Here is a 25,081-nt window from a genome sequence, read left to right as displayed (position 1 = left end):
ACGTCTTTCTGGTGAAATAAACTTACAAAAATTTTAGGAATGGGTCCGGGTATAATATGAAAGAGCAATATTCAGCAATGCGAAGTAACGTCAGCATGCTAGGTAAGCTACTTGGCGATACTATCAAGGAAGCGCTGGGTGAGAATATACTTGATAAGGTAGAAAGGATTCGTAAATTATCAAAGTCCTCCCGAGCGGGCAGTGAAAAGCACCGACAGGAACTGCTGAACACACTACAAAACCTGTCCAATGATGAGCTATTGCCGGTAGCCCGCGCATTTAGCCAATTCCTCAACTTGACCAATACCGCTGAGCAATATCACACCATTTCCCCGCACGGTGAAGCCGCCAGCAACCCGGAGATACTCTCCGATACCTTCGAGCGCTTGAAAAAAAGTAAGGGTCTAACGGAAAAAGACATTCGCCATGCCGTCGAATCGCTTTCCATTGAGCTGGTATTGACCGCGCATCCCACCGAGATTACCCGCCGAACCCTGATCCACAAACTGGTGGAGGTAAACACCTGTCTTAAGCAGCTCGATCATGACGATTTGGCCGATTATGAACGCAACCAGATTATGCGCCGCCTGCGCCAGCTGATCGCCCAATCCTGGCATACCGACGAAATCCGTAAAATCCGCCCGACGCCGATAGAAGAAGCGAAATGGGGTTTTGCCGTTGTTGAAAACAGCCTGTGGGAAGGCGTGCCCGCTTTCTTACGCGAGTTGGATGAGCTGCTTGATAAGTCTTTTGGTTATCGCCTGCCCGTGGAAGCCGTGCCGGTGCGCTTTACCTCATGGATGGGCGGAGACCGTGACGGCAACCCGAACGTAACGGCCGAAGTGACCCGCCGCGTGCTATTGCTCAGCCGTTGGAAAGCGGCCGATCTGTTTTTGCAGGACATTCAGTTCCTGGTATCGGAATTGTCGATGTCGGAATGTACGCCGGAACTGCGCCAACTGGCTGGCGGCGACGAGGTGCAGGAACCGTATCGCGCCATCATGAAATCATTACGCGCCCAGTTGAATAGCACGCTGGCGTATCTGGACGCTCGCCTCAAAGGCGGAGAACTGCTGCCGCCGAAAGATCTGCTGACCCGCAATGAACAATTATGGGATCCGCTGTTCGCGTGCTACCAGTCATTGCACGCCTGCGGCATGGGCATCATCGCCAACGGCCAACTGCTGGACACGCTACGCCGCGTACGCTGCTTCGGCGTGCCGCTAGTGCGTATCGACGTTCGTCAGGAAAGCACCAATCACAGCGATGCGCTGGCGGAAATAACCCGTTATCTGGGCTTAGGCGACTATGGAAGCTGGCCCGAATCCGACAAACAGGCTTTCCTGATCCGCGAATTAAGCTCCAAACGTCCGCTGCTGCCGCGTCAGTGGCAACCCAGCACAGAGACTCAAGAGGTGATCGACACCTGTAAAGTCATCGCCAAAGCGCCCGCCGGTTCGATCGCCGCCTACGTCATTTCCATGGCGCGTACGCCTTCAGACGTGCTGGCGGTGCATTTGCTGTTGAAAGAAGCGGGCTGTCCTTTTACGTTGCCGGTTGTTCCGCTATTTGAAACGCTGGAAGACCTGAACAACGCCGACGACGTCATGACCCAGTTGCTGAACATCGACTGGTATCGCGGCGTCATCCAGGGCAAACAGATGGTGATGATTGGCTATTCCGACTCGGCGAAAGACGCCGGCGTCATGGCCGCCTCCTGGGCGCAATACCGCGCGCAAGATGCGCTGATTAAAACCTGCGAAAAAGCCGGTATCGCGCTGACGCTGTTCCACGGTCGCGGCGGTTCTATCGGTCGCGGCGGCGCGCCCGCCCATGCGGCGCTGCTGTCTCAGCCGCCGGGAAGCCTGAAGGGCGGTCTGCGCGTGACCGAACAGGGTGAGATGATCCGCTTCAAGTTCGGTCTGCCGGAAGTCACCATCAGCAGCCTGGCGCTCTATACCGGCGCTATTCTGGAGGCCAACCTGCTGCCGCCGCCGGAGCCGAAGCCGGAATGGATAGCGGTGATGGATGAATTGTCTCGCGTATCCTGCGATATGTATCGCAGTTACGTGCGTGAAAACCCTGACTTTGTGCCCTATTTCCGCTCCGCCACGCCGGAACTGGAACTGGGTAAATTGCCATTGGGCTCACGCCCGGCGAAACGTCGTCCTACCGGCGGCGTAGAAAGCCTGCGCGCCATTCCGTGGATTTTCGCCTGGACGCAGAACCGTCTGATGCTGCCCGCCTGGCTTGGCGCCGGCGCCGCACTGCAAAAAGTCGTGGACGACGGCAAACAGGAACACCTGGAAACCATGTGTCGCAACTGGCCGTTTTTCTCCACCCGTATCGGCATGCTGGAAATGGTGTTTTCCAAAGCGGACCTGTGGCTGGCGGAATACTATGACCAACGTCTGGTGGATAAAAAACTATGGCCGCTGGGGAAACAGCTGCGTGAGCAGTTAGCTGCCGATATCCATGTGGTGCTGACGATCGCCAACGACGACCATCTGATGGAAGATCTGCCGTGGATTGCGGAATCGATCGCGCTACGCAACGTTTATACCGACCCGCTGAACGTCCTGCAGGCTGAACTGCTGCATCGTTCCCGCCAGCAGGAAGATCCGGATCCGGAGGTAGAGCTGGCGCTGATGGTGACTATCGCCGGCGTGGCCGCCGGTATGCGCAACACCGGCTAATCGCGCCAAGCAATACGCGAAAGCGGCATAGTATAGGCCGGTCCATGACCGGCCTTGTTCATTGCCTCTCCCGGCGGCGCGTTTATCATCACGCCAGATATTTATCCTGCAGGAAACGACGGGCTTGGTCGTCCAGTCCATACTCCGTATCCAGCCAGCCATCGACCGAACCATAGCGCGCCTTAATCGCCCGCAATGCCGTTACAATAAACTCCTCCTGTACCGACAGCACATAGGCAAACTGCGTCAACGCTTTCTCATTCAGCGTTGTCGACAGGTGAGTCAATAGCTCCTGGCGGAACGGCGTCAGCGTTGTTTCAGTCAGCAAATAGTCTTCTACTACCGTGTGCTCATCAGCCCCCAACGCAAACATCACCAGTGCGGAACCAATCCCGGTGCGATCTTTACCCACCGCGCAATGCTGCACCAGCGCCCCGTCGTCATCTTGAAGCAGCAACGACACCAATTGGCGGTATGCGGAATTATCGAAGGGCAACAGGCTATAGAGCTTCAGCATAAATGCCCGTGAATCAAACGCGGACAGTACCTCTGAGCCTAAAGAGTCCAGATTCGCCGTGACTTCATGACGTAAAGGATTCGCCGGAAAAGCATGATAGGTCGCACCGGGCCACAAAATATCGGGTTTGAGCGCGATTTCGTCATCATCCCGGTAATCAACCACCTGTGAAACCGGCACCCCGGCCAGGTGCTCGCAGTCTGCCGGGCTTAACCTATCCAGCGAACCGGAGCGGAACAGCTTACCGTGGCGGATAAGCCGTCCATCCACAGCACGATTCCCGCCCAGATCGCGAAAATTAATCCCGCCATCCAGTGGAACTAAGGAAGGATGGCGTAACGTTGATTCGGTCATACATCTCCTTGCGATTGTCATCTCTTAACGGGCGAATCGAAAAATGGAGGGGTAACGACGCTTACCGGCTCGTGATGCGGTCATCACCGCGGCGCCGGAATTTATGCTGCGGCCAGCAGCCGTCGCGTAGCATCCAACAACACCTTAACGACCGTCGTTTCAGCCTGTTTCATAGTCTCGACATCGGGTGTTTCCTGCTGGGTGCGATTGACAATAACCCCCGCAATCATCCCGGCGCGCAGCCCCTGGCTGGCGCACATCGTCAGCAACGTGGCCGACTCCATTTCGTAATTCAGCACGCCCATACTTTGCCATTCCGCCATTGAACCTTGGAAACGGCGGACTACGCGGCCTGAAAACGTATCATAACGCTCTTGCCCAGGATAAAAAGTATCGGATGACGCGGTCACGCCGATATGAAGCGCCGCACCCGCGGCCTTCGCCGCGTCGACCAGCGCGGTGGTACAGGCAAAATCAGCGACCGCCGGGAATTCCAGCGGCGCGAAATGCAGGCTGGCGCCGTCGAGACGCACCGCCGCCGTGGTGACCAGCACATCGCCCACACTGATATCCGGTTGAATAGCGCCGGTCGTTCCTACACGCAGGAAGGTACGGATGCCAAGTTGGGCCAGTTCCTCTACCGCAATCGACGTTGACGGCCCGCCAATACCGGTGGAACACACTATCACCGCCTTTCCGTCCAATTCGGCACGCCAGGAGGTGAATTCACGCTGCGACGCCAAATGAACCGCGTTATCCATCAGCCGGGCTATTTTTTCGACCCGCGCAGGATCGCCGGGCACAATCGCCAACGTCGCTCCCTGTAAATCATTTTTTTTCAGGCCGAGATGGAAAACATCAGATTTAGACATAAGTGCCTCCCAGGCAATGGGTTGAGTAATCAGAGCAAAAAAAACACCGGGCGCATTTTTAAACATTGTATAGCCGCCGCCACGGAGAATAACGCGTAGAGAAACCCGCTATAGCCAAGACTTTATCGTATTGCAACCGTACATCTTGTGAACTTAATCACTTTTAAAAAAGAAACAAAGCACAATAATGCATTATATATGTGACACACATCACCAAACAAAGTGACAGAATTTCACTTTCCCCATCAATGGTCTGATGAGAAAACATGCTCAATGTCCTTCATCTTCGCAGCTGACGATTGTTCAACCTGTTTTATTGTAGATTCTTTAATCGTTGATACTATTTGTCATAGGCGCGAAACCTGACACGACTATGACATTGGCAAATCCAATCGAGGAGATCGCAATGACTACTGATGAGCAAACGATCCTCAGGCACATACCGCGAGGACTGACTTCGGCGGTAACCGTGCAGGCCTCTTCAGCCATCAATACGGATACGGCAGGCATCATTGCCGGCGAAACAACCGTTCCGTCTCAGGGGGAACAATTACCGGCTTATTTTGCCAAACCCGCCGGCCAAAACGAGCCGTTTCCCATCGTATTGGTGGTACAGGAAATTTTCGGCGTTCACCATTATATTCAGGATCTTTGCCGCAGACTGGCTAAACAAGGCTATATGGCTATCGCTCCCGAACTCTATTTCCGTCAGGGCGATCCCCATCAATACCATGATGTTCAACAGATTGTCGCTGAACTGGTCAGTAAGGTTCCCGATGCTCAGGTGCTGTCGGATCTTGATCACAGCGCGAACTGGGCCATCAAAAACGGTGGGGACGCCAGTAAACTTGCCATTACCGGCTTCTGCTGGGGAGGCCGGATCAGTTGGCTTTACGCCGCCCATAATCCACAGTTGAAAGCGGCGGTAGCCTGGTATGGCAAATTTACCGCATCCAAGACGATAAATAATCCCCAACACCCGATTGATATCGCAACGGAACTCAATGCGCCGGTTCTGGGGCTATACGGTGCCCAAGACGGCAGCATTCCGCTGGAACAGATAGATAAGATGCGCCAGGCGCTGCGGGCCGCCAATGCCAGCGCGGAGATCGTCGTCTACCCGGATGCAGGGCATGCTTTCCATGCCGACTATCGCCCCAGTTATCATGCCGAATCGGCCCAGGATGGCTGGCAGCGGATGCTGGCGTGGTTTAAGAAATACGCGGTGTGCTGAAAATCGGCTCAGAGAGGCTGTCGCCTCCCTGAGTGGTTGATCTTACCGCGCTTCACGCAGCCGCCGGGCCGCCTGAACCATGTTGGCCAGCGCCTGACGGGTTTCCGGCCAGCCGCGGGTTTTCAGACCGCAGTCCGGATTGACCCATAGGCGTTCAGCCGGAATGCGCTGCGCCGCCTTGAGCAATAGCGCTTCGATCCACTCAACGCTCGGTACGTTTGGCGAATGAATGTCATACACGCCCGGACCGATCTCATTGGGATATTCAAACTCTTCAAACGACTCCAGCAACTCCATATCGGAACGCGAAGTTTCAATGGTGATCACATCCGCGTCCAACGCGGCGATGGAATCCATGATGTCGTTGAACTCGCAGTAACACATATGGGTGTGGATCTGCGTATCGTCGCGGGCAACCGCCGCATTCAGACGGAACGCTTCCACCGCCCAGGCCAGATAGGCGTCCCAGTCCGAGCGGCGCAGCGGCAAACCTTCGCGTAAAGCAGGCTCATCAATCTGGATAATCCCAATACCGGCGTTTTCCAAATCAGCTACTTCATCACGCAGCGCCAGTGCAATCTGTTTGGCGATGACTTCACGCGAAACGTCTTCACGCGGGAAGGACCAGCACAGAATGGTGACCGGACCGGTCAACATCCCTTTCATTGGTTTGTCGGTCAGGGACTGCGCGTATTTCGCCCATTCAACGGTAATGGCTTTAGGCCGGCTGACGTCGCCGATGATCACCGGCGGCTTCACACAGCGGGAACCATAGCTCTGCACCCACCCATTCTGGGTAAAGACGAACCCATCGAGATGTTCGCCGAAATATTCCACCATGTCGTTACGTTCGGCTTCGCCGTGCACCAGCACATCCAACCCCAAGCGCTCCTGCTCGGCCACCGCCTGTTTAATGTGCTCGGAGATCCCCGTGCGGTAGTGGTTACCGTCAAGGCGCCCCTGTTTGAAGTCCAGACGCAGACTACGGATTTCCGTGGTTTGCGGGAAAGATCCGATGGTCGTCGTCGGCCATGCCGGCAGTTCGAAGCGTTGACGCTGTGCTTCGGCGCGCAGCGAATAGGGCTGCCGACGCTGACTATCCTGCGGGGTGATGGCGGCTAAACGCTGAGCCACCGCCGGGTTGTTCACTCTGGAGGAGGTGCGGCGGGCGCGGATTGGCGCGCTGTATGCCGCCAGCGCCTGACCGTCGCCGCCATTCAACGCCTGAGACAGCAAAGAGAGCTCCGCGCATTTCTGGATGGCAAAGGCAAACCAGCTTTTTACTTCATCATCCAGACGCGTTTCCACGCTTAAATCGATCGGACTATGCAGCAGCGAGCAGGAACTGCCCAACCAAAGGCGGCGCTTGCCGAGCAACGGTTGCAGACGTTCAAACCACTGACTCAAATCGGCGCGCCATACGTTACGCCCGTTAATGACCCCCAGCGATAGCAGCCAGTCCGCAGGCAATTGCTCATTCAGCGATGCCGCATCGTCTTTACCATGCACCAGATCGACATGCAGCCCCTGTACCGGCAGCGCTTTAATGGTATCCAGGTTCTGGCCGACGCTATCAAAATAGGTGGTCAGCAACAGTTTCACCTGCCCTTGCAGCGCATCGTATGCCGGTTTGAATGCCGCCAGCCACGCCTGCGGCAGTTCCAGCGCCAGCGCCGGTTCATCGATCTGCACCCATTCGATGCCGCGTTTCGCCAGTTCGGCCAGCACCTGCCGATAAACCGGCAAAATGTCCTGCAACAGCGACAGACGATCGAACGGCTCGCCTTTTACCTTACCCAGCCACAAATAAGTAACCGGCCCCAGCAGTACGGGTTTCACCCGATGCCCCAGCGCCAGCGCTTCATCCACTTCATCCAGCAACTGCGTCCAGGTCAGTTTGAACTGCTGGCCTCTGGTGAATTCCGGCACCATGTAGTGGTAGTTGGTATTGAACCATTTGGTCATTTCAGCGGCGGCGGCCGGCTCTCCGCTCGGCGCCCGACCACGGCCGATGCGAAACAGCGTATCCAGATCGACGGAGCCATCGGCATTCTGATGACGAGCCGGCACGTTCCCTAACAGCAGGCTGGTCGTCAACACATGATCGTACCAGGCGAAATCGCCCACCGGCAGCAGATCGACGCCGGCATCCTTTTGTTGCTGCCAGTGGCGCGCGCGAAGTTCGCGTCCAACGGCCAGCAACGCTTCCTGTGTCGCATTACCCGCCCAATAGCTTTCTTGCGCTTTTTTCAGCTCGCGCCGCAGTCCAACACGTGGAAAACCCAGCGTGTGATTTAAAATCGTCATCGTTTATCCTCATTTAGCCGTCCAGATGTTTACACATCTATAATCCGCAGGTAGTGTATTGCCCACAAGCGCAATTTATTCACTGTCACTGTGAAGGACTCTCATGATCGAACTTAAACACCTGCGAACGCTGCAGGCGCTGCGCAATACGGGATCGTTAGCCGCTGCCGCTGCGGCGCTTCATCAAACCCAGTCGGCGTTATCACACCAGTTCAGCGATCTGGAACAACGTTTGGGGTTCAGGTTATTCGTGCGCAAGAGTCAGCCGCTGCGCTTTACGCCCCAGGGTGAGATCCTGTTACAGTTGGCCGAGCAGGTATTGCCGCAAATTCAGCAGGCGCTGCAGGCATGCAATGAACCGCATCAGGCCACGCTGCGGCTGGCGATTGAGTGCCATAGCTGCATTCAATGGCTGACGCCGGCGCTGGATGAGTTTCATCAAAACTGGCCGCAGGTGTCAATGGACTTTAAATCCGGCGTCACGTTTGATCCGCAACCGTCGTTGCAGCAGGGAGAGCTGGACCTGGTGATGACATCGGATATCCTGCCGCGCAGCGGGTTGCACTATGCGCCGCTGTTTGATTTTGAAGTCCGGCTGGTGCTGGCGCCGGAGCATCCGCTGGTCGAAAAAGAGGTCATCGAACCTGAAGATTTACGTGCGGAAACGTTGATGATTTACCCGGTGCAACGCCAGCGGCTGGATATCTGGCGGCATTTTCTGCAACCCGCCGGAGTCAGCCCGGCGTTGAAAAACGTCGATAATACGCTGTTGCTGATCCAGATGGTCAGCGCGCGCATGGGGATCGCCGCCCTGCCGCACTGGGTGGTGGAAAGTTTCGAGCGTCAGGGGCTGATTGTGACCAAGACGCTGGGAGAAGGACTGTGGAGCCGGTTGTACGCCGCCGTGCGCGACGGAGAGCAGCGTCAACCGGTGATAGACGCGTTTATTCGTTCGGCGCGTCGGCACGCTTGTGAACATCTGCCGTTTGTGCGGGACGCTTCGCGACCCAATGCCGGTGTACCCACAGCGAGGACATAATGATAATCGCCCCGATGATAAAGCTCGGCCAATGCACCTTTTCCTGCCAGATAGCCAGGTTGACCAGCAGCCCCGCGGGAACGTGGAAATTATTCATGATGCCCAGCGTCCCGGCATCAACCTGGGTGGCGCCGTAGTTCCACATAAAGTAACCCAGTCCCGAAGCGACAACCCCCAGCCAGACCAACACCCCCCACTGCAACGAGGTCGTGGGTAATTGGCTGGCGTTGCCGAATAGCAGCCAGGCCACCACCGAAACCGCCAGCGCCCCCAGATAAAACCATGAAAAGGCGCAGTGTTGCGGCATCGGGTGCACTTCCATCAGCCGTTTATAGCCGACCTGACCGATGGCGAAGAAGATGTTCGCCGCCTGAACCAGCATCAATCCCCACAGAAAATGCGGGCTGACCCCGTCGTAACGAATCACCGCCGCGCCCAGAACGGCCAGCAGCGCGCTGAACATGTAGCCCCAGCGCAGGCGTTCACGACGCAGCAGATCGTAGATCAGCGTGACGTACAGCGGCGTCATAACCGTAAACAGCAAAAATTCGGGGACAGAAAGATAGAGATACGCCTGAAAAACAAACAAGTACATAATTCCCAGTTGGCAGGCGCCCACCAGCAGATAGAGTAAAATGACGCGCGGCGCATAACCCCGCCAGCGTAAAAATGGCAAGAAGACCAGCGCGGCCAGCCCGACGCGCATCAATACGGAAAACCAGCTATCGACATGGCCCGCCAGATATTCGCCAATCAGGCTGAATGAAAAAGCCCACAATATTGTGGTGATGATAAGTAATGGCACTGCAATATCCACCGCTCAGAAAAAAGAGTCGTTATTGTAACGGAGGATAGCGAATAAATTTCGACCAAAATGGTTTACATTCGGACAAATAGCGAACAAACAATATCGCATTGCCAAAAATCATTCTTACTGCACTTGGGCCGGCAAAGTGTTCATCGCAATACCCTATCAGCGAGATATTATTCTTATGGATATGCGGCCAAAAAATAAAACCCCTTTTGCATCGTTCAAAAGGGGTTCGCCATCTCTTCTACCGTCGGAGCGGATCTTGAAATTTATCGGCTATCTTAAATCTGCCATCTAAACCAGGCAAAAAAGACGTTGCCGTTGTTGTACGTACCGGGAATATATGTCGCCTGGAAGGAGAGCTTCTGGTAGCTGATGGAGGCCAGCGGCAGCAATACCGGAATCGGAATATAGTTCCAGTTATCGCGCATGGTGACGCCGGCGGTAAATCCCAGCCCCAGTTGGAAATCCTGATCGCTGGTCGGACGCCAGCGCTTCTCAAATCCGTAACCGCCAATCGGCTCCCATTTGTTATGGGAGTCCTTGAACGCCATCAGATATAACGAGTGCCAGTCACCGTCCTCATCTAAGCGCGATACACCGTAACCCGCGCCCCACGGGCGTTCATTATATTCATCCGTCTTTTCTTTATCGTACGTCCAGCGGTTATGCCAGGTAATCGCCGGAATGTAGATGTCATGGTTCGGTGATTCCGACCATGTTTTGGACAGATTATTTTTACTTCTCTGCCACCAGCTTTCATCATGTACGGCCGTAGCGTCGGCACTGCCGCCATTCGTACCGCCGTTCACCACGCCGCCATTGTTCTGGGTGTCCGTTGCATGAGTCAAAATCGGCATAGCGGATGACACAACAAAACTCAGGATGACGAAAATACGCTTTAAATACATTATTAGACTCTCAGCAACTTTAATATCACTATTCGGATACCCGTCATTATTTCCATTACCGGCGCGTTAACCACATTGCCGCGCCTTGAAATATTTAGGGGATAACAAAATATATAGTTCAACTCATGCTGTTTTCACAGATGACATAACCCTAAAAAGGTTCGCCATTATGCCGGAACAAACGGCAATGGCCGTTAAATAAATGGCAACGGGGGGAAAGGTTTCAGACAGTTCTTACCGGTAAAAAACATCATGAGTGTGCTGACGAAGCGCGCCGAGCGGTGAATGTGGGCAAATCGTCAAGACGCCGCCAGTACGTCTATCATTTCCTGCCCTTATTTTAAATTGCCTGAATGTTTGCCGCGTTCCGCCACTGGAATTCATGCGGGTATGCGCCGTTTTTATTGATCCGCCGCCCGACAATATTAAATACCGTCGCCATACTCAAAGCCGCGATTCACGCCGTTGAAATACTGATCCATGTCCATTGATGGTTTATCCGTTTCCGGACGGCCGACGATGCGGGCAGGCACGCCCGCGGCGGTAGTGTGAGGCGGAATAGGCTGTAAAACGACGGATCCGGCGCCAATTTTAGCGCCGCGGCCAACCTCAATATTTCCCAGTATCTTAGCGCCCGCGCCAATCATCACCCCTTCCCGAATTTTAGGATGGCGATCGCCAGTGGTTTTACCCGTACCGCCCAGCGTGACGGACTGCAGGATAGAGACGTCATTCTCAACCACGGCGGTTTCCCCGATCACAATGCCCGTGGCATGATCGAGCATGATCCCACAACCAATCGTCGCCGCCGGGTGGATATCGACGCCAAAGGAGACGGAAATCTGGTTCTGGAAGAAGATCGCCAGCGCTTTACGATCCCGAGACCAAAGCCAGTGACCGATGCGGTATGCCTGTAACGCATGAAAGCCTTTCAGGTAAAGCAGAGGGGTTGAGTATTTATCAACGGCGGGATCGCGCAGGCAGACCGCCTGAATATCACGCGCGGCGGAAACGATCATCTGCGGATCGGCATGGTAAGCCTCTTCAGCGACTTCGCGGATAGCGATGGCCGGCATAATTGGGCTCGCCAGCTTGTTAGCCAGCATATAGCTCAGGGCGCTTCCCAGGTTTTCGTGTTTCAGCAATGTTGCATGAAAAAAACTGGCCAGCATAGGTTCGCAATCCGCCAAACTACGCGCTTCAGCCTTAATATTTTTCCAGACCTGCTCCAACTCTTCTGTCGACATTGCTTCACTCTCCGAAATACCGCTCATCCAGATACGACTGACTTGCCATCAACCCCATGCGCGCAACAAAAGCACGCGGGCCATCCGTATTAATGGAGCCCGGTAAAAATTGCAATACTGTTACGTCAGAACCCCAGTCTACATCAGCGAGACACCACAAACGTTAACCGTATTCCCATTCCCCTTCACGCTTTTAAGCGCTACTGTTGGCGGCCCGTCAGGGCCATCCCGGACATGGGGTGGATAAATCAGACCGACATGATTGATATTGCAGTAAAAACAGGGGTTTTATAAATTGGCGCTTTCATCTTTACGGGTGCGTCCCAACAAACTTAGCGCGGCTTCCCGGGCATCTTTGCCACAGTACAGAACTTGCCATATTTGCTCGGTAATCGGCATTTCAACGCCATAACGCTGCGCTAACGCCAGCACCTCTTTGGTGTTACGGTACCCTTCAACCACCTGACCAATTTTATCCTGCGCGTGCTGAACATCCATGCCCTGCCCCAGCATCATACCGAAACGCCGGTTACGGGATTGATTATCCGTACAGGTCAAAACAAGATCGCCTAATCCGGCCATTCCCATAAAGGTGGTGGGATCCGCGCCCAGCGCCACGCCCAGCCGAGTCATCTCCGCCAGGCCGCGGGTGATCAATGCCGTACGGGCGTTAGCGCCGAAACCGATGCCGTCAGACATGCCGGCGCCAATCGCGATCACGTTCTTAACCGCGCCGCCCAGCTGGACGCCAATAAAATCAGGATTGCTGTACACCCGGAAACTTTTGCCGCAATGCAGCAAACGTTGAAGATCGTCGGCAAATTCGCCGTCGGTTGACGCCAGAGCAATCGCCGTTGGCAGGCCGGCGGCCAGTTCTTTGGCAAAAGTAGGGCCGGATACGACCGCGAGCGGAATCTTTTCGCCCAACGCTTCACGCGCGACATCCTGCAACAGGCGTCCGGTTTCCGCTTCCAGCCCCTTGGTCGCCCAGACGACCCGCGCGTCCGCGCGCAGATGCGGTTTGATCTGACGTAATACGTCGCCAAACACATGGCTGGGCACCACCACCAGCACATTGCGGCTGGCCGCTAATGCCCGCGGCAAATCGGTTTCCAGCCGCAACGAATCAGGAAAAGGGACGTCGGGAAGAAATGCCTGGTTACAGCGGGCGGCCTGCAAAGCATGAATATGGTCGGGATCGTGCCCCCAGAGCACAACCTGATGACCATTACGCGCCAGCGTAATCGCCAATGCGGTGCCGTATGAACCGGCACCGATTACGGTCATTGAAGCGTCAGACGCGTTCATCAGGCATCCTGACTCGGCTCGGCGCTTTCCGCCTGCTGTTGCAGATAGTTCATAAACAGCGCGTCAAAATTGACCGGAGCCAGATTCAATTGCGGGAAAGTACCACGAGAAACCAGGCTGGTGATGCACTCACGCGCATAAGGGAACAGGATATTCGGGCAATAGGCTCCCAGGCAGTGGGCCAGTTGCGTTCCGTCAATACCGCCGACGGTGAAGATCCCGCCCTGCTGAACTTCGCACAGAAATGCCGTCTCTTCGTCCATAGACGCGGTTACCGTGACGCGCAATACGACTTCATAAATATCTTCCGCCAGTTGGCTGGATGCCGTATCCAGATCCAATTTTACTTCGGGCTGCCACTCTTTCTGGAATACCTGAGGCGCATTCGGCGCTTCAAAAGAGATATCCTTGGTATAGATACGCTGGATTTGGAAAGACATTTCGACGTTGTTTTGTTCGGACATGTTAAATAATACCTTTTGTTGGATTTCTTTGACGCCTTCCATCGTCAGCGAAGGTAGACACCAGTAGATTACGTAATCTTGGCGTTGCAATCAGCCTGCCTGAGGCTATCCTGCAAGAGCCGTTTGCGGCGAACCCGTCATTTACCGAGGACTGCCGTTTACTTGCCGCGAACCAAAGGCAGGTTTTCGCCACTCCAGCCGGCAAGACCGTCCTTCAGCACCATTACACGTTCAAAACCCGCGTTCAGCAGATTAGCCGCCGCTTCACGCGAAGACATGCCGTTGGCGCACACGACGATTACCGGCTGCGCCTTATGCTTTTCCAGTTCGCCCACGCTGCCGTTTTTAATATCGTTGGGCAACAGGTTAAATGCGTTGGCGATATGACCGCGGCGATAATCATCACGATTTCGGATATCGACAATCACGGCATCTTCTTTATTGATCAGTTGGATCGCTTCACCGCGAACCACTTCCTTCACTTTCGAAAATTTACTCTTCACCGTAAGCACGATAACAATAACCAACAGGGCAACCCAGGCCACACTTAATATAGGGTGCTTGCTAATGAATGGTATAATCTCTTGCATGGGGTATAACGACTCCCGAATCAGTTAAGCGACAAAAATATAAGGTTCCTGAGTATACCTGCGCGATACAGCAATTACAGCCAGTAAGCCAACATCGCGTACTGAATCTGCGGCGTGATACGTAAAATCACCACACAGATTGTGTAATGCAACCATTCTATACTCAATAGACTGCAAAATGCAGTCAGGCGAAACCGAATCAATTCCCCGGCGCTTCGGGAAACCAGACGGCGGAGAACGCGGTAAACCGGGGGCGGGTCCAGGAAAAACGCCGGGCAATAAAATCAGCGCCGCCGCAATTTGCAGGATGAGGGGAATACACGCACGCATTCCCATTTATCTATTATCGAATGTCTTTTACCGCAGATTCCAGGTCATCGTATCGTTGTCACGGATAGAAATAGAAATCCGGAATTAGACGACTGGTAAGCGGCTGTTCATCGTGGAATAATCCTTCGCTATGAGTAAAAAAGCGTTATCTGTTCAGTTGAGAACCGCCCGCCGCGCCCATGTTCCATTTCCGGCGTTACGCAAACGGTTCACCCGGTGCGCCTGCGCGTTGTGCGTCGGCGCTTTGCTATTTTCCGATATCAGCCTGGCCGCTGATAATCAGCAACAGCTCAAAAACCTGCAACAGGATATCGCAGCAAAAGAAAAAAGCGTTCAGCAACAGCAGCAACAGCGTAGCGCACTGCTCCAGCAGTTGAAGAAACAGGAGCAGTCGATCGCTCAATCAAGCCGCCAGCTGCGTGAAACACGCAATACGCTGTCGAGCTTAAATAAAGAGTTGAGCGCGCTCGCCGCCTCCATTGCCAAATTACAGTCACAGCAAAAAACGCAGCAGGACATGCTGTCACGCCAGCTTGACGCCGCATTTCGTCAAGGACAACACAGCGCGCTGCAGCTGATTCTGAGCGGAGAAGAGAGCCAGCGCAGCGAGCGTATCCTCGCCTATTTCGGCTATCTGAACGAAGCGCGGCAGAAATCCATCAATGAGTTACAGCAAACGCGCACCGAACTGGCCAGCCAGAAACAGTTGCTGGAGCAGAAACAAAATCAGCAGAAAACCCTGTTGTCCAACCAGCAGCAGCAACAGCAAGCGCTGGAACAGGCGCAGTCCGATCGCAAGCAAACGCTGACGACGCTTGAAAGCTCGCTGGCAAAAGATCAGCGGTTGCTCACCGAATTACGTCAGAATGAAACCCGGCTGCGCGATCAAATCGCCCGTGCCGAGCGCGAAGCCAGGGCCAGGGCTGAACGCGAAGCGCGGGAAGCGGCCAAGGTCCGGGCCAAAGAGCAGCAGGCCAAACGTAGCGGCGGCAGCTATAAGCCAACGGAAAGCGAACAGTCGCTGATGGCCCGTACCGGCGGTTTGGGACGCCCTGCCGCACAGGCTTTCTGGCCGGTTCGCGGCCGAATCGAGCATCGTTTTGGCGAATCGCTGCAAGGCGAGTTACGCTGGAAAGGGATGGTTATCGCCGCGCCGGAAGGAACCGAAGTGAAAGCCATCGCCGACGGCACCGTTCTAATGGCTGACTGGCTGCAAGGCTACGGCCTGGTCGTGGTCGTTCAGCACGGTAAAGGCGACATGAGTTTATACGGCTACAATCAAAGCGCGCTGGTTGCCGTTGGCGCCCAGGTTAAAGCGGGCGAACCCATCGCGCTGGTAGGCAACAGCGGCGGGCAAAGCCAGCCTGCGCTCTATTTTGAAATTCGCCGCCAAGGGCAGGCGGTAAACCCACAACCTTGGTTGGGAAGATAGTCTTGTATCATATAAAACCAAAAATATTTTTATTTTTCAGCCTATTGTCGCTGTCTTCGTTTATCTCGGCCGGTAAGCTATCCATCGTGATTGATGACTTCGGCTATCGTCCTCATAATGAGAATCAGGTTTTAAATATGCCTACGGCCATTTCGGTGGCGGTTTTGCCTAACGCGCCTTATGCCCGGGAAATGGCGACCAAAGCGCATAATCAAGGGCGTGAAGTGCTGATCCACCTGCCGATGGCGCCGCTCAGCAAGCAGCCGCTGGAGCGCGATACCCTGCATCCTGATATGAGCAGTGAAGAAATTCAGCGCATCATTCGCCAATCAGTCAACAATGTGCCTTACGCCGTCGGGTTGAATAACCATATGGGCAGCGCGATGACCTCCAGCCTTCCCGGCATGCAAAAAGTCATGCAGGCGTTGAGCGCCTACCACCTCTATTTTCTCGACAGTATGACGATCGGCAGTAGCCAGGCCAGCCGGGCCGCCGTCGGCACCGGCGTAAAAGTCATCAAGCGGAAAGTTTTTCTGGATGACTCGCAGAATGAAGCCGATATCCGCCAGCAGTTTAACCGGGCCGTGCAGATAGCGCGACGCAGCGGCTCCGCCATTGCGATTGGTCACCCGCATCCGTCGACCATTAAAGTATTGCAACAAATGCTGCCCACGCTGGGATCCGATATTGTTTTAGTGCGCCCCAGCCAGTTGTTGAATGAACCGACGCAGCACTACGAACCATTACCCGTTCCGGAGACGCCGAAAGCGACGAAGCCACAACCGCCTGTCCGTGGCGTCAAACCCTTCCCCGGTATAAAGCAGTGCATGGTGAAACATCCGCCCGCACCCGTGACGAGCGCGACGATATTCAAATTGCTCAGCGACGACATCCATGACAGCGCAGCCGTCATCTTCGTAAAACGCCGCTGGCAAACCTGGGTCGCGCCCGCAGAAAAATCACATTAAACGGTAAATCGCCGCGTTATTTTTCTTTCTCGATCGCAGAAATCCCGGAGAAATAAACGCCGGGCTGCTTGCGGTAAAATGAAATGCTATTATAGCGGTCATAGACAGCGTGAGGCGTGGTGCCTCACCGGCAAGATTAACAAGGGTAGATCCCATGATTATCGTTACTGGCGGCGCCGGTTTCATCGGCAGCAATATCGTGAAAGCGCTCAATGACATTGGCTATCGGGATATCCTGGTTGTCGATAACCTGAAAGATGGAACGAAATTCGTCAATCTGGTGGATCTGGATATTACAGACTACATGGATAAAGAAGATTTCATCGCCAATATCATAGCGGGTGACAATCTGGGCGATATTGATGCCATTTTCCACGAAGGCGCCTGCTCATCGACCACCGAGTGGGATGGCAAGTATATGATGGATAACAACTATCAATACTCCAAAGAGGTGCTGCACTATTGCCTCGATCGCAATATCCCGTTCCTGTACGCCTCTTCCGCCGCGACCTATGGCGGTCGTGACAATAACTTCATTGAAGAGCGCAAGTATGAGCAGCCGCTGAACGTCTATGGCTACTCTAAATTCCTGTTCGACCAATACGTGCGTGAAATTCTGCCGCAGGCCGAGTCGCAAATTTGCGGCTTCCGCTATTTCAACGTCTACGGCCCGCGTGAGGGACACAAAGGCAGCATGGCCAGCGTCGCCTTTCACCTGAACAGACAGATCAATCAGGGTGAAAATCCGAAACTGTTTGCCGGCAGCGAAAACTTCAAACGGGACTTCATATACGTCGGCGACGTCGCGGCCGTCAATCTGTGGTTTTGGCAAAAAGGCGTGTCCGGCATCTTCAACTGCGGCACCGGCCGGGCTGAATCTTTCCAGGCCGTTGCCGACGCCACGCTGGCGTTCCACAAAAAAGGCAGCGTGGAATATATTGAATTCCCAGAAAAGCTAAAAGGCCGTTATCAGGCATATACACAGGCGGACCTGACTAAACTGCGCGCGGCAGGTTACGACAAGCCGTTTAAAACCGTTGCCGAAGGCGTCGCTGAATATATGGCCTGGCTAAACCGTACCGCTTAATCCGGTATCGTTATCCCCGTGCAGCCTATACGCCCAATAGATTTCAAGATGCGGGAAGACAGCCGACACGCCTGCAACTGGAAAAATAGCGGGTATATTATTGGCGTGCGCCGTAAGGAATAGATAAACGGTATGAAATCAATATCATGAAGATCGTAGTCATCGGTCCTTCCTGGGTTGGCGATATGATGATGTCGCACAGCCTGTATCGCACGCTAAAAGCCGAGCATCCGGAAGCAATCATTGACGTGATGGCGCCTGCGTGGTGCCGTCCCCTTTTGGCCCGTATGCCGGAAGTCAACCAGGCATTGGCGATGCCATTGGGCCACGGCGCGCTGGCGCTAGGGGAACGCCGCCGTCTCGGGGTTTCTCTGCGCGGCGGCCGCTATGACCGCGCCTATGTTTTACCCAACTCATTTAAATCGGCGCTGGTGCCTTTTTTCGCCCGCATCCCACAGCGAACAGGCTGGCGTGGAGAGATGCGCTACGGACTGCTGAATGACATCCGCGTGCTGGATAAAATCGCCTTCCCGCTGATGGTGCAGCGCTATGTCGCTCTGGCTTACGATGGCAACCGCATTCACCGCGCGCAGGATCTTCCTCAGCCTATACTCTGGCCTCAGCTACAGGTCGGCGATGAAGAAATGGCCGCAATGACGGCGACTTTTAAGCTGAAGAGTCCGCGCCCGGTTATTGGTTTCTGCCCCGGCGCAGAATTCGGCCCGGCCAAACGCTGGCCGCATTATCACTACGCCGCGCTGGCGCACATGCTGATTGATCGGGGTTATCAGGTCGCCTTGTTTGGTTCCGCCAACGACCGCCCGGCAGGCGATGATATCCGCTCGGCATTGCCGGAGCATGAGCAACAATATTGCGCCAACCTGGCCGGACAAACATCGCTGGAGCAGGCCGTCGTACTGATTGCCGCCTGTCATGCGGTAGTGAGTAATGACTCGGGCTTAATGCACGTTGCCGCCGCGCTCAACCGTCCGCTGATTGCGCTCTACGGCCCCAGCAGCCCCGATTTCACCCCGCCCTTGTCACATCAGGCGGAGGTTATTCGCTTAATTAGCGGTTATCACCGGATACGTAAAGGCGATGCCGAACAGGGATACCATCAAAGCCTGATCGACATCCAGCCTGAACAGGTTTTTAATGCGCTGGAAAAATACCTGACCGCGCCGGGAGAAAACGCATGAGGGTATTGGTCATCAAAACATCCTCCATGGGGGATGTCCTGCATACGTTACCTGCGTTGACCGATGCCATGCACGCGCTGTCCGGCGTTCAATTCGACTGGGTGGTGGAAGAGGGATTCGCACAAATACCCAGTTGGCATCCGGCGGTGTCCCGGGTGATCCCCGTGGCCCTCCGCCGCTGGAGAAAAAGCTGGTTCAGCGCCCAAACGCGACAGGAACGCGCGCGTTTTAAGCAGTTGCTGCGGGAAAAGCATTATGATGCGGTGATTGACGCTCAGGGGCTGATAAAAAGCGCCGCGCTGGTTACCCGCCTTGCCCGTGGCAAAAAGCATGGGTTGGATTGCAAAAGCGCGCGTGAACCTCTGGCGAGCTGGTTCTATAACTATCGCCATCGCGTCAGCCGTCAGCAACATGCGGTTGAACGCGTACGCGAGCTTTTTGCCGCCAGTCTGCAATATGGGAAACCGGCAGAAAGGGGAGATTACGCGATTGCGCAGCGTTTTCTTTCACAGTTGCCCGCCGACGCCAATCAATACCTGGTATTTCTTCATGCCACCACCCGTGACGAAAAACACTGGCCGGAAGCACACTGGCGGGAATTGATCGCCCAGCTACAGTCCAGCGGATTGCGCATTAAGCTTCCCTGGGGGGCCGAACATGAACATCAGCGCGCCTTGCGTCTGGCTGAAGGATTTCCCCATGTTGAAGTATTGCCCCGTCTTACGCTGCAACAGGTAGCGGAAGTATTGGCCGGCGCAAAAGCCGTCGTTTCCGTCGATACCGGTTTAAGCCACTTAACCGCAGCGTTGGATCGCCCCAATATCACGCTGTATGGCCCGACCGATCCGGGGTTGATCGGCGGATATGGGAAAAATCAGATTGCGGAACTGTCTGAAACCCATCAAATGAGCACAATTACTGCCGAGGAAGTCCGTCGAAAATTAGAGAAAATGATAGAATTAACGGCATCAGGTGGTGAGTAATTCTGTTCCCGGCGATTTGAATAAAACACATGACTAATTTTTTAGACGATGCTCTGAGTTACGCCTTGTCTACCGGGTGATCGAAGGCCATTTTCCGTGGTTGTTCGCTAATGCCACGTGTTAGCGGTCAGTCTCATCACAGACATACCCACGCAATAACCACATATAGAGTAGTAAATTGAATGAGTTATCAGGATAGAAGAGGAGCCCGTTTTAGTACTATGACAGGATAGAATGGCATATAACAAGATACGATGCCGTCTAATGATAACGTCCTTCAGTCCACTGGTAGCTGTCGAGCCAGGGGCGGTAGCGTGGCTAATCAGGAATACGACAGCGCTCAACTAAAATAACAGCTTTATTCATCCATATAAATTACCCATGACTAAATACAGAGTCTCTCTTTTACACGTCCCTAAAAATAACGAAATTAGTATAAAAAAACATGATAAACATTCAACCCAATGCTTCAAAAAATATATTACCCACTCTTATATACATAGGATTCGTTATTGCATTAAGCCTCATGATATTTAACTCAAGACTATCCGTGAAAATATTCAATAATCTCGGAATAATTGTTACAGTATATTTGATTTTTGTCATCAAAAAAAATGACATGAATATAAAGAACACAATAATAACATTAAGCATGTTATTATTGTGTGCTGTGAATTTTATTTGGGAATTAATGTACAGGGTAGATAACAGCGATGTGTCGGGAGTATATCGCGCTTATTACAATGTAGATAAAATATTACTTCTGGGTTCAATGTATATCCTTCTTGCAATTCAATTATCCACAAAGAATAAAATAACCAAGCCATTATTCACTGCAATACATATAGTTCCTAGTATATTATTACTTTACTTTTATTTTACCCCTGATAATGGAAGATTCACGCTATCTGATGGCATACCAACAACGTCTGGTTACATGATGACGTTTATCGGAATTGTTATCGCACAGGCTACTCTTTTAAAGAAAACAGCAAAAAGGGTTAACCTTTTCCTGCTGAATTATGCTATCTTTTTTATTTTAATAATTCTCACGGAAACTCGGGCAGCAATATTGGCATTTCCTTTGTTAAACATAATATTACTATACCCTTTCATTAAAAATGAAAAGAAAATAGATTTCAACTTAATCAAAAAATTCGTAATAGTCAGTATTACCTGTCTAATTTTATGCCATAATACAATTAATACCAGAGCAAATAATATGTTTTCAGATCTGAAAAGATATGACTCATCAGATAGCCACTCATCTGTTGGCGCGCGTATTGCTATGTACAAAACAGGTATTGTAAGTTTTCTGGATGCGCCATGGGGACAATCAGCTGAATCAAGAGCTATTAGTATTCAACAACAGACTGAAAAAGATAGTTCATTATCTGGTGCATCGCAATATACCGAGGTTCATTTGCATAATGAATTCATTGAAACACTCTCCCTGAAAGGCATTTTTGGTGGCGTTGCCTTATTTATATTTTATGTTTCATTAATTTATGTTTCTTTATTTTTTATTAAAGATTATGCCGTTATATCACTATCATTATCACTAATGATTTATGGTTTGAGTGATGTTATTTTTTATGAAAAAAACATATCTATCGTATGGATTCTTACCTATTGCCTTAGCATTGTGCTAGCGAAAAGTAAAAATGAAAAATCCTTAACTAGCACCGCAGATTCGAAATAAAGGAATTGTTGTGGATACTCTTTATCAAAATCACCGAAGGATTTTGGTTACAAAGCTCAGATTCCACGGCGATATGCTGCTCACCACACCGTTGATCAGCACGCTGAAAGCCAACTATCCGGACGCTAAAATCGATGTATTGTTGTATGAAGATACCATTCCTATTTTATCCGAGAATAAAGATATTCATCACCTATATGGCATAAAAAGGAAAGAAAAATCGACAGTTAGCGCCATTAAGAATATTTTAAAGTTGATTTTTTCTCTTAGAAAAAATCATTACGACCTGATTATTAACCTGACGGATCAATGGCCTATTGCACAACTATTGCGATTTGCAAAATCCCCCAGAAAAATAAGCTTGAAATTTCCTCATCGCCAATCTCTTTTATGGACAAGCTGTTTCGATGAAATCATCAATCCGGCAGGCTCTCATGTGGTTGAACAGACGCTTTCCATACTAAAGCCGCTGAATATAACAACGCTAAAAACAAAAACGGTGATGGCCTATGATGTTCGACACTGGGAGGAAATACATAACCATCTTATCCAGCTAAATGCCGATAAAAAATATGTCGTGATACAACCGACGGCACGTCAGATATTTAAATGTTGGGATAATGATAAATTTGCTGAAGTTATCGATCATATCCAATCCTGCGGATGGAACGTTATTCTGACTTCGGGTCCGGGTAAAGAAGATCAGCAATGTATAAAATCTATTGCCGATCTGTGTCAGTCTCCTCCCATAACCGATTTCGCCGGGAAAACCTCTTTCCCTCAGTTGGCGGCGTTGATAGACCACGCGGAACTGTTTATCGGCGTTGATTCCGCCCCTATGCATATGGCTGCTGCGCTGGAAACGCCGATAGTGTGCCTGTTTGGCGCAACGGATCATCAGTTTTGGCGTCCCTGGAGTGATAATAAAATCATTATTTGGGCTGGAGATTACCAGACCATGCCGCAACGCAGCGACCTTGACAGACAATATAAATACCTATCCTGTATTCCAGCCAAAGACGTCACTAAAGCAACAATGAAGATGCTATCTAAAAATATGGCGACATCCCAACCTGAAATAAATACATACCAATCCGGGACGCCACTATGATCCTCGCATTCTGTTTATACAAATATTTCCCGTTCGGCGGATTGCAGCGGGATTTTTTACGCATAGCAATGGCCTGCCAGGCGCGCGGACATCATATCCGCGTGTATACCCAATCATGGGAAGGTCCGCTGGTTGACGATTTTGAGTTGATTCAGGTTCCGGTGCGCAAACATACCAATCATGCGCGCAATAAAGAATATTATCAGTGGATACGGCAGCATATGCGGCAGAATCCGGTCGACCGGGTTATTGGCTTCAACAAAATGCCGGGACTGGACTTTTACTACGCCGCCGATGTTTGCTATGCCGAAAAGGTTGCGCAGGAAAAAGGTTTTCTCTATCGCCTGACAGCGCGTTACAAACATTATGCCGCTTTTGAAAAAGCCGTTTTTGAACACAGTAACCATACTAAAATGCTGATGTTAACCCATCGTCAGATTGACGACTTCAAAAAGCATTACGGTACTCAGGACGAACGTTTCATTATTCTGCCGCCGGGTATTTCGCCCGATCGTAAATACGGCCCCGGCTCAGAACAAATTAGAGCCAAATTCAGGCTTGAGCAACAGATCCCTGACGATAACCGGGTTGTGCTGCAAGTGGGTTCCGACTTCAAGCGCAAAGGCGTTGAACGCAGCCTTCATGCCATCGCCAGCCTGCCGGCGGCAGACAGAAAGCAGACCGTTTTCCTGGTCGTTGGCCAGGACAAGCCGGAACGCTATCAGAAAATCGCTAGCCAACTGGGTATCGGTTCACAGGTCCGTTTCTTTTCCGGTCGTAACGATATCCCTGATTTTATGGCCGCGGCCGATGTGCTGATCCATCCCGCCTATCAGGAAGCGGCAGGCATCGTGTTACTTGAGGCGCTCACCGCCGGACTGCCGGTTATTGTCACCGAGGTCTGCGGCTATGCCTTTTATATTCATCAGGCAAATGCCGGGGCGGTGATTAAAGAACCTTATCACCAGGCAGATCTGAATAATGCATTACAACACGCGCTGACTCATCCTGACGAACGCGCGCAGTGGGCGGCCAACGCCCGGCATTTTGCAGATACCGAAGATTTATACAGCTTGCCGGAAAAAGCGGCTGCGCTTATCACAGGTGAGCAACAATGATTGAATTAAAAGAACCCTTCGCTTCCTTATGGAAAAACAGCGATCCCTTTAAAGAAGTCGATAAACTCGACGGCGACGTATTTCGTGCGCTTGAAAGCCGCCGGACGCTGCGTTTTACCGTGGGCGATAGCGCTTATTTTATTAAAATACATCGCGGCACCACGCTGAAAGAAGCGCTTAAAAACCTGATTTCACTCAGGCTACCGGTATTGGGCGCCGATCGCGAATGGCATGCTATTCACCGCTTGGCTGAACTGGGCGTCGATACCCTGAGGGGTGTTGGCTTTGGTCAACGCGGTTTAAACCCATTGCGTCGCCACTCCTTTATTATCACGGAAGATCTCAACCCGGCGATCAGCCTGGAAGATTACTGTGCAAACTGGCTGAAAAAACCGCCGTCGGTGAAAGAAAAACGGCGCCTTATTCAACGGGTCGCGGAAATGGTCAGAAAGATGCACGCGGGCGGCGTCAATCATCGCGATTGCTATATTTGCCACTTCCTGCTTCATCTTCCTTATCACCCCACGGATACTCAGCTGAAAATTTCGGTGATTGATTTACATCGGGCGCAAATCCGCAGCAAAGTTCCACTGCGCTGGCGTAATAAGGATCTGATCGGTCTCTATTTTTCATCGCTGAATATCGGTTTAACGAGAAGCGATCTACTTTGGTTCTTAACGATCTATTTTGATCATCAATCACTACGTACCACCTTGCAACAGGAACAACGTTTGTTTCAGGAAGCTGGTATTAAAGCAGAGAAAATACGCGAGAGAACGGAACGCAAGGCATTGTAATTCA

Annotated in this window: 21 protein-coding genes; 12 read left to right on the top strand and 9 right to left on the bottom strand. The window is 52.3% G+C overall.

What is annotated here, in order from left to right; translation table 11 throughout:
- The first annotated feature begins 56 nt into the window (after positions 1–56).
- Positions 57–2,696, top strand: coding sequence for a phosphoenolpyruvate carboxylase (gene ppc / locus ACN28R_RS20040; RefSeq protein WP_048637038.1), 2,640 nt, complete (start codon positions 57–59; stop codon positions 2,694–2,696).
- An 88-nt stretch (positions 2,697–2,784) separates the two neighbouring features.
- On the opposite strand, the gene ACN28R_RS20035 is transcribed toward ppc, so the two are convergent.
- Both ACN28R_RS20035 and udp read right to left on the bottom strand, forming a co-directional pair.
- Positions 2,785–3,567, bottom strand: a complete 783-nt coding sequence (locus ACN28R_RS20035) for a tyrosine-protein phosphatase (RefSeq protein WP_048637037.1) — start codon at positions 3,565–3,567, stop codon at positions 2,785–2,787.
- A gap of 101 nt (positions 3,568–3,668) precedes the next feature.
- A complete protein-coding gene (udp, locus tag ACN28R_RS20030) occupies positions 3,669–4,439 on the bottom strand; it encodes a uridine phosphorylase (RefSeq protein ID WP_048639744.1) in 771 nt (256 codons plus the stop codon).
- A 406-nt stretch (positions 4,440–4,845) separates the two neighbouring features.
- Between udp and ACN28R_RS20025 the strand changes: the two genes are divergently transcribed.
- Complete coding sequence (locus ACN28R_RS20025) at positions 4,846–5,673, top strand: dienelactone hydrolase family protein (RefSeq protein WP_048637036.1); 828 nt, start codon at positions 4,846–4,848, stop codon at positions 5,671–5,673.
- A 42-nt stretch (positions 5,674–5,715) separates the two neighbouring features.
- Here ACN28R_RS20025 and metE read toward each other — a convergent pair whose 3' ends face one another.
- Positions 5,716–7,980 (bottom strand): 5-methyltetrahydropteroyltriglutamate--homocysteine S-methyltransferase, encoded by a 2,265-nt coding sequence (metE, locus tag ACN28R_RS20020; RefSeq protein WP_048637035.1) that lies wholly within the window; start codon positions 7,978–7,980, stop codon positions 5,716–5,718.
- Between the two features lie 103 nt (positions 7,981–8,083).
- On the opposite strand from metE, the gene metR reads away from it, so the two are divergent.
- A complete protein-coding gene (metR, locus tag ACN28R_RS20015; RefSeq protein ID WP_048637034.1) occupies positions 8,084–9,019 on the top strand; it encodes an HTH-type transcriptional regulator MetR in 936 nt (311 codons plus the stop codon).
- On the opposite strand, the gene ACN28R_RS20010 is transcribed toward metR, so the two are convergent.
- From ACN28R_RS20010 to ACN28R_RS19985, 6 genes are all read right to left on the bottom strand, one after another.
- The gene (locus ACN28R_RS20010) at positions 8,925–9,824 is read right to left on the bottom strand and encodes a carboxylate/amino acid/amine transporter (protein WP_048637033.1); all 900 of its coding nucleotides are present in this window, start codon (positions 9,822–9,824) and stop codon (positions 8,925–8,927) included. The genes metR and ACN28R_RS20010 overlap by 95 nt on opposite strands.
- Positions 9,825–10,111: 287 nt before the next feature.
- Complete coding sequence (pagP, locus tag ACN28R_RS20005) at positions 10,112–10,690, bottom strand: lipid IV(A) palmitoyltransferase PagP (RefSeq protein ID WP_375153878.1); 579 nt, start codon at positions 10,688–10,690, stop codon at positions 10,112–10,114.
- 476 nt (positions 10,691–11,166) lie between these two features.
- A complete protein-coding gene (cysE, locus tag ACN28R_RS20000; RefSeq protein WP_095835316.1) occupies positions 11,167–11,988 on the bottom strand; it encodes a serine O-acetyltransferase in 822 nt (273 codons plus the stop codon).
- A gap of 288 nt (positions 11,989–12,276) precedes the next feature.
- Positions 12,277–13,296: an NAD(P)H-dependent glycerol-3-phosphate dehydrogenase gene (gene gpsA, locus ACN28R_RS19995; RefSeq protein WP_048637030.1), complete on the bottom strand. Its 1,020-nt coding sequence runs from the start codon at positions 13,294–13,296 to the stop codon at positions 12,277–12,279.
- Positions 13,296–13,760 (bottom strand): protein-export chaperone SecB, encoded by a 465-nt coding sequence (gene secB / locus ACN28R_RS19990; RefSeq protein ID WP_048639743.1) that lies wholly within the window; start codon positions 13,758–13,760, stop codon positions 13,296–13,298. The genes gpsA and secB overlap by 1 nt, the downstream gene beginning before the upstream one ends.
- A 158-nt stretch (positions 13,761–13,918) precedes the next feature.
- Positions 13,919–14,350, bottom strand: a complete 432-nt coding sequence (locus tag ACN28R_RS19985; RefSeq protein ID WP_048637029.1) for a rhodanese-like domain-containing protein — start codon at positions 14,348–14,350, stop codon at positions 13,919–13,921.
- Between the two features lie 460 nt (positions 14,351–14,810).
- Between ACN28R_RS19985 and envC the strand changes: the two genes are divergently transcribed.
- From envC to rfaP, 9 genes are all read left to right on the top strand, one after another.
- Complete coding sequence (gene envC, locus ACN28R_RS19980) at positions 14,811–16,112, top strand: murein hydrolase activator EnvC (RefSeq protein WP_095835315.1); 1,302 nt, start codon at positions 14,811–14,813, stop codon at positions 16,110–16,112.
- Positions 16,113–16,114: 2 nt separating this feature from the next.
- Positions 16,115–17,080, top strand: a complete 966-nt coding sequence (locus tag ACN28R_RS19975; protein WP_048637027.1) for a divergent polysaccharide deacetylase family protein — start codon at positions 16,115–16,117, stop codon at positions 17,078–17,080.
- Between the two features lie 154 nt (positions 17,081–17,234).
- Entirely contained in the window at positions 17,235–18,167 is a 933-nt protein-coding gene (gene rfaD / locus ACN28R_RS19970) for an ADP-glyceromanno-heptose 6-epimerase (RefSeq protein WP_048637026.1), read from the top strand.
- A 146-nt stretch (positions 18,168–18,313) separates the two neighbouring features.
- Complete coding sequence (rfaF, locus tag ACN28R_RS19965; protein WP_095835314.1) at positions 18,314–19,366, top strand: ADP-heptose--LPS heptosyltransferase RfaF; 1,053 nt, start codon at positions 18,314–18,316, stop codon at positions 19,364–19,366.
- Positions 19,363–20,349 carry a lipopolysaccharide heptosyltransferase RfaC gene (gene rfaC, locus ACN28R_RS19960; RefSeq protein ID WP_095835313.1) on the top strand — a complete coding sequence of 329 codons (987 nt, stop codon included), beginning with the start codon at positions 19,363–19,365 and terminating at the stop codon, positions 20,347–20,349. The genes rfaF and rfaC overlap by 4 nt, the downstream gene beginning before the upstream one ends.
- A 619-nt stretch (positions 20,350–20,968) precedes the next feature.
- On the top strand, positions 20,969–22,051 hold the full coding sequence (locus ACN28R_RS19955) for an O-antigen ligase family protein (RefSeq protein WP_236840156.1): 1,083 nt from the start codon (positions 20,969–20,971) through the stop codon (positions 22,049–22,051).
- Positions 22,052–22,061: 10 nt separating this feature from the next.
- A complete protein-coding gene (gene rfaQ, locus ACN28R_RS19950; RefSeq protein WP_095835311.1) occupies positions 22,062–23,162 on the top strand; it encodes a lipopolysaccharide core heptosyltransferase RfaQ in 1,101 nt (366 codons plus the stop codon).
- Entirely contained in the window at positions 23,159–24,280 is a 1,122-nt protein-coding gene (locus ACN28R_RS19945) for a glycosyltransferase family 4 protein (protein ID WP_095835310.1), read from the top strand. The genes rfaQ and ACN28R_RS19945 overlap by 4 nt, the downstream gene beginning before the upstream one ends.
- Positions 24,277–25,077 carry a lipopolysaccharide core heptose(I) kinase RfaP gene (gene rfaP / locus ACN28R_RS19940; RefSeq protein WP_048637020.1) on the top strand — a complete coding sequence of 267 codons (801 nt, stop codon included), beginning with the start codon at positions 24,277–24,279 and terminating at the stop codon, positions 25,075–25,077. The genes ACN28R_RS19945 and rfaP overlap by 4 nt, the downstream gene beginning before the upstream one ends.
- The last annotated feature ends 4 nt before the right edge of the window (positions 25,078–25,081 follow it).

It is taken from the genome of Brenneria goodwinii, from assembly GCF_002291445.1.
Classification (GTDB): domain Bacteria; phylum Pseudomonadota; class Gammaproteobacteria; order Enterobacterales; family Enterobacteriaceae; genus Brenneria; species Brenneria goodwinii.
This window is presented reverse-complemented; position numbering and strand designations above follow the sequence as displayed.